The organism is Streptomyces sp. Y309 (assembly GCF_056712025.1).
The window spans coordinates 6,935,051-6,947,472 of sequence record NZ_CM160048.1; the positions used below are offsets into that span (position 1 = coordinate 6,935,051).

General features: G+C 73.6%; 8 protein-coding genes. 4 read left to right on the top strand and 4 right to left on the bottom strand.

Annotated features, from left to right (window positions below):
* Nucleotides 1-44 precede the first annotated feature (44 nt).
* The 3 genes from AC0KTA_RS28755 to AC0KTA_RS28765 all read left to right on the top strand — a co-directional run bounded on the left by AC0KTA_RS28755 (nucleotide 45) and on the right by AC0KTA_RS28765 (nucleotide 5,166).
* Nucleotides 45-719: a response regulator gene (locus AC0KTA_RS28755; RefSeq protein ID WP_481051117.1), complete on the top strand. Its 675-nt coding sequence runs from the start codon at nucleotides 45-47 to the stop codon at nucleotides 717-719.
* Nucleotides 716-1,930 (top strand): sensor histidine kinase, encoded by a 1,215-nt coding sequence (locus AC0KTA_RS28760; RefSeq protein WP_481051118.1) that lies wholly within the window; start codon nucleotides 716-718, stop codon nucleotides 1,928-1,930. The genes AC0KTA_RS28755 and AC0KTA_RS28760 overlap by 4 nt, the downstream gene beginning before the upstream one ends.
* A gap of 122 nt (nucleotides 1,931-2,052) precedes the next feature.
* On the top strand, nucleotides 2,053-5,166 hold the full coding sequence (locus tag AC0KTA_RS28765) for an endo-alpha-N-acetylgalactosaminidase family protein (RefSeq protein ID WP_481051119.1): 3,114 nt from the start codon (nucleotides 2,053-2,055) through the stop codon (nucleotides 5,164-5,166).
* Between the two features lie 43 nt (nucleotides 5,167-5,209).
* Here AC0KTA_RS28765 and AC0KTA_RS28770 read toward each other — a convergent pair whose 3' ends face one another.
* The 4 genes from AC0KTA_RS28770 to AC0KTA_RS28785 form a co-directional block, all read right to left on the bottom strand.
* On the bottom strand, nucleotides 5,210-6,061 hold the full coding sequence (locus AC0KTA_RS28770) for an SDR family oxidoreductase (RefSeq protein WP_481051120.1): 852 nt from the start codon (nucleotides 6,059-6,061) through the stop codon (nucleotides 5,210-5,212).
* Between the two features lie 227 nt (nucleotides 6,062-6,288).
* A complete protein-coding gene (pepN, locus tag AC0KTA_RS28775) occupies nucleotides 6,289-8,790 on the bottom strand; it encodes an aminopeptidase N (RefSeq protein WP_481051121.1) in 2,502 nt (833 codons plus the stop codon).
* A gap of 299 nt (nucleotides 8,791-9,089) precedes the next feature.
* On the bottom strand, nucleotides 9,090-9,479 hold the full coding sequence (locus AC0KTA_RS28780; protein ID WP_481051122.1) for a chorismate mutase: 390 nt from the start codon (nucleotides 9,477-9,479) through the stop codon (nucleotides 9,090-9,092).
* A gap of 11 nt (nucleotides 9,480-9,490) precedes the next feature.
* On the bottom strand, nucleotides 9,491-10,420 hold the full coding sequence (locus AC0KTA_RS28785) for a helix-turn-helix domain-containing protein (RefSeq protein ID WP_481051123.1): 930 nt from the start codon (nucleotides 10,418-10,420) through the stop codon (nucleotides 9,491-9,493).
* Nucleotides 10,421-10,607: 187 nt separating this feature from the next.
* On the opposite strand from AC0KTA_RS28785, the gene AC0KTA_RS28790 reads away from it, so the two are divergent.
* Nucleotides 10,608-12,407 carry a glycoside hydrolase family 35 protein gene (locus AC0KTA_RS28790; RefSeq protein WP_481051124.1) on the top strand — a complete coding sequence of 600 codons (1,800 nt, stop codon included), beginning with the start codon at nucleotides 10,608-10,610 and terminating at the stop codon, nucleotides 12,405-12,407.
* Nucleotides 12,408-12,422 lie beyond the last annotated feature (15 nt).

Sequence of the window (12,422 nt, forward strand, 5' to 3'; positions counted from 1 at the left end):
GGGGGCGTACGAGACAGGCTTCGGGCACGGGCGGGCGGCAGCACATGGCGATCACGGTGGTCATCGCGGACGACCAGGACATGGTCCGCACCGGCTTCCGCATGATCCTGGAGAGCCAGCCCGACATCGAGGTCCTCGCCGACGTCACCGACGGCGAGGCCGCCCTCGCCGCCGTCGCGCGCCACGACCCGGACGTGCTGCTCCTAGACATCCGCATGCCGCGCCTGGACGGCCTCGAAGTCACCCGCCGCCTGGCCGCCCGCGCCGGAGTGCGGCCCCGCATCGTCATCGTCACCACCTTCGACCTCGACGAGTACGTGCACGCGGCGCTGGGCGCCGGCGCCAGCGGCTTCCTGCTGAAGAACGCAAGCCCCGCCATGCTGGTGGAGGCCGTGCGCGCCGCGGCCGTCGGTGACGCGCTCGTCTCGCCCGCGATCACCGTGCGGCTGCTGCGCGAGCTGGCACCCGGCGCCGCCGACACCCCAGGCCGCGGCAGCAGCACCCGCGCCCCGTCCGAACCCCTCACCCAGCGCGAGCAGGACGTCGTGCGCGCCCTGGCCCGCGGCCGCACCAACAACGAGATCGCCGCCGAACTGTTCGTCTCCCTGTCCACGGTCAAGTCCCACCTCACCAACGTCCAGGCCAAGCTGGACGCCAGGAACCGCGTCGAGATCGCCGCCTGGGCCTGGGAGAGCGGCCTCGCCACCCGCACGCCGTGACCACCGAGATCCTCGACCGGTACGCGCGCCTGCTCGACCGGCACCCCGCGCGCCGCACCGCCGCCCGCCTGCTGCTCGCCGCCGTCCTCGTCCTCCTCGTCAGCGTCGAGGGCCTGACGCTGGCCCGCCAGCCCACCGGGCCGCGCGCCGCCGTGTGGACCGCGGGCATCCTCTGCTGCCTGTGCGCCGTGCCGTGGGCCCGGCTCCCGCTGACCCCCCGCGCCTGGCTCGCGGCCGGTGTCTCCTGGGCGGCCACCCTGTACGTCTTCGTCAGCGCGCGGCCGCAGATCGTCTGGGGCATGGGCGAGGCCATCGCGCTGCTCGTACTGCTCACCGGCGTCCTGCTGCGGCTGCCCGCCCGCCGCGCCGCCGTGCTCGGCACGCTGCTCGCCCTGGCCTGCGTGGCCGCGCCGGTGCGGGACGCCTCACCCGGCCGCTTTACGCTGCTGTTCTCCGCGCTCGCCGCCGTGGTCAGCGCGTTCTCGCTGCTCCTGCGCGCCCAACAGGCCCAGCGCGTGCGCGACATGGAGGCGGTGCGCGCCGCCGAACGCCTCGAACTCGCCCGCGAGCTGCACGACCTCGTCGCCCACCACGTCACCGGCATCGTCGTGCAGGCCCGCGCCGCGTCCTTCACCGCGGTCGGCGCCGACGCCGCGGCCGGCACCTTCGCCCGCATCGCCGACGCGGGCGACGAGGCGCTCGGCGCGATGCGCCGCCTGGTGCGGGTACTCCGCGAGGGCGAGGCCCGCACCGTGCCGGTGGCCGGGCTCGCCGAACTCCGCGATCTCGCCGCGGCGTTCACCGCCACCGGCCCACCGGTCACGGTGCATGTGGAGCACGGCCTTCAGGAGCGGCTTCCGGCCGATCTCGCCGCCACCGCACACCACATCGTGCGCGAGGCGCTGACCAACGTACGCAAGCACGCCTCCGGCGCCACGGCCGTGCGCGTCGGCGTGCGGATCGTCGAGGGCGGCCTGGAGGTCCGCGTCGCCGACGACGGCAGGCAGCCGCCGTCCGCGTCGGGCCCGGCGGCGGGGCTCGGGCGGGGGCCGGGCGCGGGCGAACGGCACGGCGAGCGGGGCGGGTTCGGGCTCGCGGGCCTGGAGGAACGCGCCACGGCACTCGGCGGCACGCTGACGGCGGGACCGGGCACGGAGGGCGGCTGGGAGGTCCGGGCGGTGCTGCCGTACGGGCAGGGGGCGGCGGGATAGGGGTGAGCAGGCGGCGCCGACGTTAGTCCAACACCTCTCCCTCCTTTGTCCATGGGCGCCCTCGTCCCCCGCGGCGCATCGTGACCGTCACAAATTCCGTTCCACGGAGGGTGCGTTCATTCATGCTGCCGTCACAGACGTCCGGTTCCGGGCCGAGCCGCAGAGCCGTGGTCGCCTCGGGAGCGATCGCAGGGATAGGGGCCGCTGTCGGCGCCGGCACCGGCACCGCGTACGCGGCCCCGTCCGCCTCGTCCGCCGCCGAGCCCGCGGCGGACGAGGCGATCCTGCGCTCCGCGGCCCTCGACGTGCGCGTCGCCACCGGCTTCCCGCGGATCGTGTCGTACACCGACCGCGCGAGCCGCGCCGTCCTGCACGCACAGGCCGACCCCGTCACCACCCTCCTCGTCGACGAGAAGGAACACACGCCCAAGGTCACCGCGACCGTCGGCGGCGACCGCGCCACGTACACCCTCACCCTCGACGGCGGCACCCGGATCGACGTCGAGATAGCCGTCAAGGGCCGCCAGGTCCACTGGCGCGTCACGAAGATCGCCGACACCGCCGCGCTGCGCGTCGGCACCCTCCGCGTCCCCGGCCTCGCCTTGCTCAGCGTCCGCAGCGACCAGCCCGGCGCCGCGCTGCTCGCCGCCAAGGTGCAGCTCGACAAGGCCAAGAGCGGCGACACCCTGGTGCGGCTCGCCCCGGACACGCCCGCCGAGGCGGCGAGCGGCTGCGCGTACGCCGTGCTCGCGCACGACAAGCTGGGCGGCGCCATCGAGACGAACACCTGCTACGACAAGCCCACGGCCGAGACGAGCTGGGAGAACGGCCGCCTGTGGCGGCAGACCGTACGCAAGGACGGATACGTCGAGGCGCGGCTGACCCCCGGCCAGTGGACGCACCGCGCCGCCACCTCCCCCGTCGACGCCACCGAGCCGCTGCCGTACGCGACGGTCGTCGTCACCGGCGACCGCAACGGCGACGGCAAGATCGACTGGCAGGACGCCGCGATCGCCTTCCGCGACATCATGGTCACCCCGCTCGGCGCCGACGAGCAGCACCTGCGGGTCGTCCCGCACATCCCCTTCAACTTCGCCTCGCAGGCCACCAACCCGTTCCTGGCGACCCTCGACGACGTCAAGCGCGTCCACCTCGCCACCGACGGACTGCGCCAGTACACGCTCCTCAAGGGCTACCAGTCCGAGGGCCACGACTCCGCGCACCCCGACTACGCGGGCAACTACAACACCCGCGCGGGCGGCCTCGACGACCTCAACACCCTCGTACGCGAGGGCGCCAAGTGGAACAGCGACTTCGGCGTGCACGTCAACGCCACCGAGTCGTACCCCGTGGCGAACGCGTTCTCCGAGAAGCTCGTCGACAAGAGCAACGAGCAGTGGGACTGGCTCGACCAGAGCTACCGCATCGACCAGCGCCGCGACCTGGTCTCCGGGGACATCGTCAAGCGCTTCGCCGACCTGCGCCGCGACGCGCACCCGGCCCTCAACACCCTCTACATCGACGTGTTCCGCGAGTCCGGCTGGACCTCCGACCGCCTCCAGCGCACCCTGCGCGACCAGGGCTGGATGGTCACGAGCGAATGGGGCCACGGCTTCGAACGCTCGGCCCTGTGGTCGCACTGGGCGACAGAGACGGACTACGGCCCCGACTCCTCGCGCGGCATCAACTCCCGGCTGATCCGCTTCATCCGCAACCACCAGAAGGACGTCTTCGCCGACAAGTGGCCCACCCTCCTCGGCATCCCCCGCATGGGCAACTTCACGGGCTGGACCGGCAAGACCGACTGGACGGCGTTCTACGAACTGATCTGGACACACGCGCTGCCCGCCAAGTACCTCCAGGCGCAGCCCATCAAGTCCTGGACCGAGCACGAGATCACCTTCTTCGGCGCCGGCGCCACCTCCGTGTCGGACGCCGACGGCGGCAAGCGCCGCATCACCACGGACGGCCGCCTCGTCTACGACGACGGCAGCTACCTGCTGCCCTGGGAACCGCGCAAGGCCACCGACCCGGCGAAGCTGTACCACTTCAACCCGCAGGGCGGAAAGAGCAGTTGGGCCCTGCCGCGCGGCTGGGCGGGCGCCCGCAAGGTCGCGCTGTACCGGCTCACCGACCAGGGCCGCGCCTTCGTCGCCGACGTACCCGTACGCGACGGGAAGATCACCCTCGACGCCGCCGCCAAGCAGCCCTACGTCATCCACCGCTCCCGCGTCCGGCGGGCCGCGCCCGACCCCGACTGGGGCCACGGCACCGCGCTGCGCGACCCCGGCTTCCACTCGGGATCCCTGGACGCCTGGCAGGTCAGCGGCCCCGCCTCCGTCGAACGCAGCGCGCTCGGCGACTACGAACTCGTCGTCGCCGGAGGCGGCGCGGCCTCGGTCGGCCAGCGCCTGCGCCGCCTGAAGCCCGGTACGTACGCCGCGTCCGTGCAGGTCGAAGTGGGGGAGAAGGCCGGGCAGCGGCGCCGGGCGAGCCTGGAGGTGCGCACCGCCGACGGCGTCACCGCCGCCAACTGGACGCACACCTCCACCGCCGGCAACCACGTCGCCGCCGACCGCAAGCACGGCACCCGCTTCCAGCGCCTGTTCACGTACTTCACCGTGCCCGAGGGCGGCGGCCCGGTGCGGCTCGCGCTGCGGGCCGCCGCCGGTCAGGCGCGGGTGCGGTTCGACAACGTGCGCGTCGTCGCCGTCGGACGGCGCCCCGCGCTCGGCCGGGGCGTGCTCGCCCACGAGGACTTCGAGGACGTACCGCAGGGCTGGGGGCCCTTCGTGAAGGGCGACGCCGGGGGCGCCACCGACCCGCGCACCCACATCGCGCAGCGGCACGCCCCGTACACCCAGCGCGGCTGGAACGGAAAGGCCGTCGACGACGTCGTGGACGGCTCGCAGTCCCTGAAGTCCCGGGGCGAGAACGACGGCCTCGTCTACCGCACCGTGCCCCACACCGTCCGCTTCGAGGCGGGCAAGCGCTACCGGGTGTCGTTCCGCTACGAGAACGAGAAGGCCGGGCAGTACGCGTGGGTGACCGCCGTCGACGAGCCCGCCGCGCGCGAACTGTCCCGCGAGGCCCTGCCCGTGGCCACCGCCCCCACCCTGCTCTCCTACGAGTTCACCGCTCCGGGCGAGGGCGAGGCGTGGGTGGGGCTGCGGAAGGTCGGCGACGACGGGAAGGCGGAATTCGTCCTCGACGCGTTCGAGGTGCGGGAGGCCTGAGCGCTTCGAGGGGAGGCCTAGCCCGCTTCGAGGTGCGGGAGGCCTAGGCCGCGCGGAAGTCGTCCGCGTGGTCCTTCGCCCACTGCTCGAACGTCCGCGCCGGGCTGCCGGTGACGTCCGCCACCGTCGTCGTCAGGTCCGGCTCGGAGCCGACGGCGGCGCCGAAGGACTCCAGGAGCGCGGGCAGCATCTCCGGCGTGACGTGCGGGAACATGTCCGGGGTCACCTCGTGCGGCGGTATCTCCACGACCGTGAGGTCCCGGCCGAGGGCACGGCCCACGGCCAGGATCTGCTCCTCGGCCGTCACGGCGGTCGGCCCGGTGAGGCTGAGGACGGCGCCGGCGTGCCGGTCGGGATCGCGCAGGGCGCGGGCGGCGACCGCCGCGATGTCGGCCTCGTGGATGGGCGAGGTCACGGACTGGGTGAACGGCCAGCGGATGGTGTCGCCGGCGCGGACCTGCGGCACCCACTGCAGGGAGTTGGTGCTGAACGCGCCGGGCCGCAGGAACGTCCAGCCGAGGCCGCTGTCGCGGACCTGCTGCTCGAGCCGGGAATGCATGACGTGGATCGGGTGCGCGGCGGCGTCGTCGTGGTCGACGATGATCGACGACAGTACGACGACGTGCCGCACACCGGCGTCCCGGGCGGCCGCGAGTAGCTCCGGGGTGTGCTCGCCGCCCGCGGCCACGTGCAGGAACAGTGCGGTCGCGCCCTCGAACTGGGCGGCCATCGCGGCGGGTTCGGCCGCCGCGACGAGGCGGACCACCTCGGCGCCGACGGGCAGACCGGCGCGCGTCGGGTCACGCGTCAGGGCGCGTACGGGCACTTGGTCGGCGGTGAGCTGGGTGACGAGGGCGCGGCCCACGTTTCCGGTGGCACCGGTCACGACGATCACAGGGACTCCTTGGGGTCGGGACGGCGGCGGGCCGGGAGCGGGTGCCCCCGGTCCACCGTTCGTCAAGATCGACTCTAGGCAGCGGCCGGCATCCGCCGGATCGTCACCAGGAAGTAGATCGCCCGCGACGGCCTAGGCCCGGGGCCCTAAGCCCTCCGGCCCAGGCCCCCGGCCCGGGGTCCCCGGCCACTGCCCTCACGCCTGCGGGTCTCACGCCTGTGCGCCCTTCACGCCGACGCGGCCTTCCGGCGCACCCGCAACGCCCGCTCCAGGTCGTCGAGTTGGTCGGCGAGGCGGCGGCGCAGCGCGGGCAGCACGTCGGTGTGGTCCAGGCAGCGCTCGCCCAGGCGCAGCGTCTCGTCGTCGACGGCGAAAAGCGGGAAGGCGTGCCGCCCGGCCGCCTCGGCCATGGCGGGCCCGCGCCGCTCGGCCAGCGCCACGGAATCCTCGAAGTAGCGCGCCACATAAGGCCGTACGAGAGCGTCCTGCTCGGGCTGCCAGAAACCCTGCGCGGTGGCCGTGAACAGATAGTTGGACAGCTCGTCGGACCCGAACATCGCCTCCCACGCGCGCCGCTTGGCGTCCACGTCCGGCAGCGCGGCACGGCAGCGCGCGGCGCCCTCCCGGCCGGTCGCGCTCGGGTCGCGGCGCAGCTCCGCGGCGATGGCGTCCTCGTCCGTCGCACCGAGCACGGCGAGCCGGGCGAGCACGCGCCAGCGCAGCTCCGGGTCGAGCTCGGGCCCGCCCGGCACGGCGCCCTGGGACAGCCACGTCGCCAGCGGCTCGGGCTGCGTCGCGGCGTCGATGAGGGCGCGCACGGCGATGAGCCTGAGGCCCGGCTGCGCACCGTCCTCGGTACGGCGGATCACGTCCTGGCACAGCGCGTCGAGCGTCGCGAGGGCGGCGTTGCGGCCGTCCTGCGGGGTGTAGCGCCCGACGACGACCGTCCCGGCGAACGTGAGGACACCGGAGACGACCGCGAGGTCGCTCTCCGCGGGCAGATGGGCGCGCGCCGCCCCCAGATACGCGCCGGGCGCCAGCTCGCCGTCGCGCACCATGTCGCGCAGCGCGTTCCACAGCACGGCCCGGGTGAGCGCGCCGGGAACCCCCGACAGCGACGCGAGGACGGTCTCCTGCGACACCTCGTCCAGACGGATCTTGGCGTACGTCAGGTCCTGGTCGTTGGGCACGATCAGCGCGGGCCGGCCGCCGTCCCGCGCCACGGCGTCGCGCTGCGGCACGTCCGTCTCGTACCGCTCACGCAGCACCAGCGAACGCCCGTCGGACAGATCACGGTCGTACACACCCACCGCCACCCGGTGCGGGCGGCTGCCGTCGCGGTCCAGGGTCAGCGTCCACTCGCGTCCGCGGTGCGCGACCGACGGCGTGAACGTGTCCACACCCGTCGTACGCAGCCACGCCTCCGCCCAGCCGTGCACGTCGCGGTCCGTGGCGGACGCGAGGTTGTCGATGAAGTCGGCGAGCGTCGCGTTGGCGAATTTGTGCCGCGCGAAATGCGTGTTGATGCCCGCGAGGAAGTCCTTCTCGCCGAGCCAGGTCACGAGCTGGCGCAGCGCGCTCGCCCCCTTGGCGTAGGAGATCCCGTCGAAGTTCAGCATCGCGGACGCCGTGTCGGGCACGGCGTCCGGGTCCGGCGCGACCGGGTGCGTGGAGGGGCGCTGATCGGCGTCGTAGCCCCAGGACTTGCGGGCGACACCGAAGTCGACCCAGGTGTCGCCGAAGCGGGTGGCCTCGGTGAGGGTCTGGTAGCCCATGTACTCGGCGAACGACTCGTTCAGCCAGATGTCGTCCCACCACTTCAGCGTGACCAGGTCGCCGAACCACATGTGCGCCATCTCGTGCGCGACGACCACGGCGCGCGTCTGCCGCTGGGTGTCGGTGACCGCGGACCGGAACACGTACTCGTCGCGGAACGTGACCAGGCCCGGGTTCTCCATGGCGCCCGCGTTGAACTCCGGGACGAACGCCTGGTCGTAGGAGTCGAAGGGGTAGGGCTCGGCGAACTTCTCGTGGTAGCGGTCGAAGCACGCCCGCGTGATGTCGAGCAGTTCGTCGGCGTCCGCGTCCAGATACGGCGCCAGCGAACGGCGGCAGTGGATGCCGAACGGCAGCCCGCGGTGCTCGGTGCGCACCGAGTGCCAGGGCCCGGCCGCGACGGCCACGAGATACGTCGACAGCGGGGGCGTGGGCGCCGCCTGCCAGCGCCCCTCGCCCACGTGCTCGGTGACGCCGTTGGCGAGCACCGTCCAGCCCGTGGGCGCGGTGACCGTGAGCGCGAACACCGCCTTCAGGTCGGGCTGGTCGAAGGCGGCGAACACGCGCTGCACGTCTTCCAAGAACAACTGCGTGTAGACGTACGCCTCGCCGTCGGCGGGGTCGGTGAAGCGGTGCATGCCCTCGCCGGTACGGGAATAGCGCATGGCCGCGTCGACGCGCAGCTCGTGCTCGCCCGCCGTCAGGCCGCGCAGCGCGAGCCGGTTGTCCTCCAGGCCCGCCGGGTCCAGCGGGGTGCCGTCCAGCGTGACCGAACGCAGATGGGCGGGCTTCAGCTCGACGAAGGTGTCGCCGTCCGCGGCGGCGGTGAACGCGATCACCGTGCGGGAGTCGAAGGTCTCCTCGCCGGTGGTGAGATCGAGGCTGATCTCGTACCGCTGGACATCGAGGAGCTGGGCTCGGGTCTGCGCTTCGTCGCGCGTGAGTACGGGCATTCCGCCATGGTGCCTGATCTGGCGGGGCGCCTGGCAGGGGGTGCCGCCGGGGGCGGGGTTCGGGTTGGCCCACTCGCGCCGTGGGACGGGGCTGGCCCCCGGAGGCGGGGTGGGCCCTGCCGTGATGGCACCGTGGGCCTGGGCTGCCTTGAGGGACGGGAGCCACCCTGTGGGCGGCCCAGCCGCCCACAGGGTGGGTGGGTTGTGCGTCGGTACCGCGCCCCGTAAGGGGCGCGGGGAACTGCGCGACCAGCCCCCACCGACCCGCAGGGATCATCACCGCACATCCAGCGAAGCGCTTAGCGAGAACCGTCCGCGATGCCTTCGTGGTGGCGGATTACCTCGGCGATGATGAAGTTGAGGAACTTCTCCGCGAAAGCCGGGTCCAGCTTGGCGTTTTCGGCCAGTTCGCGGAGGCGGGCGATCTGGCGGGACTCGCGGGCCGGATCGGCGGGCGGCAGCCGGTGGTTGGCCTTGAGGTGGCCGACCTGCTGGGTGCACTTGAAGCGCTCGGCGAGCATGTGGACGACCGCGGCGTCGATGTTGTCGATGCTGTCCCGCAGCCGGGACAGCTCGGCGCGCACAGCGGGGTCCACGGGGGCAACGGCATTCCCCGCACCGGCTCCGGCGGCGCCCTTCGCACTCGTCCCGGCCGCGCCGTCGTCGTCACTGGTGTGGCGTGTGGTCATGGCAGTCGAGCCTACGTGTCCCCGCCCGCGCCGCCCGACACGGGCGGGCCGTCCAGGGACGCGAGGGACGTGAGGGTCGGCGGGTGCTCGGGGTCCGGCACCTGCTGGGACCAGCCGCCCGGCACGGTCCGTCCCTGCTGCTCACGGAAGCGCACCGGCGCCATGCCGACCCGGCGCGTGAACAGCCGGGAGAAGTACGCCGGGTCGTCGTAGCCGACGCGCCGCGCCACCGCCGCGACGGGCAGCTCCGTGGCGGCGAGCAGCTCCTTGGCGCGGCCGAGGCGTATCCCGAGCAGGTAGTCCTTGGGGCTGCACCCGGCGCCCCGGCGCACGGCGGTGCGCAGCTCGGCGGGCGTCATGCCGTGCCGCGCGGCGTGCTCCGTCACCGACAGCGGCTTGAAGGCGTCACGCGCCAGGGACTGCAGGACGGGATCGCCGTCCGGGGCGATGTCGGCGCGGGCCCGGCGCAGCGTGACGAGCAGCTCGTGCACGGCCGCGCTGGTCTCGACCTCGAGCAGCGGATTGTCCCGGCGGGCGGCGCGGGCGATGCGGCCCACGACGGCCCGGGCGGCGTCCGGGTCGGCCAGCGGCACGACGGGCCGGTCGGGCTCGATGTAGCCGAGCTCGGTGTACGTCGCCGTGGCGGGCCCGGTGAAGTCGACGAAGCACTCGTCCCAGCCGGTCTCCGGATCCGCGCCGTAGTGGTGCGGCACCCCCGGCGACAGCCAGATGAGAGCCGGAGCGGACACGGCCCTGCGGCGTCCGTCCGGGGCGCGGAACCAGCCGCAGCCCGAGCTGATGACGAGCGCGACGTGATGGTCCAGGCTGCGCGGCCCCACGGCGGGCAGCGTGCCGTGCTGCAGACCGACCCCGAGACAGACCAGGCCCAGCCGGTGATGGACCGGGCTCGGCGTGAAATACCGCATCCAGGTGTGATACATCCGCCGCCGCCCCTCTCGTATCCGCTCTCGTATCCGCGTCCGTGCGTATCCGAGTCCGTGCCCGTGCGTATCCGCGCCCGTGCCCGTGCCCGCCGGTTCGCTGCGTCCAACCCGGCTCGATCTTTGTCCATGGACCGTGCCGCCCGCCAGAGGCAATCGTGGCCGCAGATGATCGGGAGGGGACACGATGGACGGCGGCTACAGCGCGAGCGACGACGGTCTCGGCGCGCGCGGCGACAGCTTCAGGGTGGGCGCGGACGACTTCGAACTGGACGGGCGGCCCGTACGGCTGCTCTCGGGGGCCCTGCACTACTTCCGGGTGCACGAGGAACAGTGGGGGCACCGGCTCGCGATGCTGCGGGCCATGGGCCTCAACTGCGTGGAGACGTACGTCCCGTGGAACGTGCACGAACCCCGCCCCGGCGAACTGCACGACGTGACGGCACTCGGCCGCTTCCTCGACGCCGCGCACGCCGCCGGACTGTGGGCCATCGTCCGCCCCGGCCCCTACATCTGCGCCGAGTGGGACAACGGCGGCCTCCCGTACTGGCTGACCGCCGAGGTGGGCACCCGCGCACGCACCCGCGACGAGACGTACCTCGCCCACGTGGAGCGCTGGTTCGCGCGGCTGCTGCCCCAGGTCGTCTCCCGCCAGCACGACCGCGGCGGCCCCGTGATCATGGTGCAGGTCGAGAACGAGTACGGCAGCTACGGCTCCGACCAGGTGTACCTGCGCCGCCTCGCCGACCTGCTGCGTACCCACGGCGTCACCGCGGAGCTGTGCACCTCCGACGGCCCCGAGGACCACATGCTGACCGGCGGGAGCGTCCCCGGCGTCCTCGCCACCGTGAACTTCGGCTCCCAGGCCCGCGACGGCTTCGCCACGCTCCGCCGCCACCGCCCCAAGGGCCCGCTGATGTGCATGGAGTTCTGGTGCGGCTGGTTCGACCACTGGGGCGCGGAGCCCGTCGTCCGCGACCCCCAGGACGCCGCGGACGCGCTGCGCGAGATCCTCGACTGCGGCGCGTCCGTCAACATCTACATGGCACACGGCGGCACGAACTTCGCCGGCTGGGCGGGCGCCAACCGGGCCGGCGGCGCGCTCCACGACGGCCGCCTGCAACCCGACATCACCTCCTACGACTACGACGCGCCCATCGACGAACACGGCCGCCCCACCGACAAGTTCTGGCTGTTCCGCGCGATCCTCGCCACGTACGCCGACGCCCCCCTGCCCGCACCGCCCCCACCCCCCGCCACCCTCGCCGCCCCCGCCTCCGCCCGCCTCACCGACTGGGTGCCCCTCGACACCGTCGCCGACGCCCTCGGCACCCCCGAGACGGAACACGCCGTCCCGCCCACCTTCGAGGACCTCGACGTCGACCGCGGCCTGGTGCGCTACAACCTCGACCTCCCCGGCCCGCGCGAGCCCTACCCCCTGACCGTGCGCGGCCTGCGGGACCGGGCCGTCGTGTACGTCGACGGCGAACCGGCCGGCATCCTCACCGAGGACGCCCCCACCCTGCCGGAGCCCGTCGCCGCACCCGCCCGCGTCACGCTGTGGACGGAGTCCCTCGGCCGCGTCAACTACGGCCCGCGCACGGGGGAGCCCAAGGGCATCACCGGCGGCGTGCTGCACGAGCGGCAGTACGCGCACGGGGTGCGCGCCGTCGGGCTGCCCCTCGGCGCCTTCGACGACGCCGAGGCCGTACGGGAGCTCGCCGCCGACAGCCGTTCCCAGGGCCGGGCCGGGCTCTACCGCGGCACCGTCGACGTGCGCGGCCCGGGCGACGCCACCCTCGAACTGCCCGGCTGGGGCCGGGGATTCGTCTGGCTCAACGGCTTCTGCCTCGGCCGCTACTGGGCCATAGGCCCACAGTACGAGCTGTACGTCCCCGGCCCCGTGCTGCGCGAGGGCGCCAACGAGGTGTGGGTCCTGGAAGTGGAGGGGGCCACGGCGGAGGAACGGGAGGTACGGCTGGGGTAGGGCCCGCGGGACCCC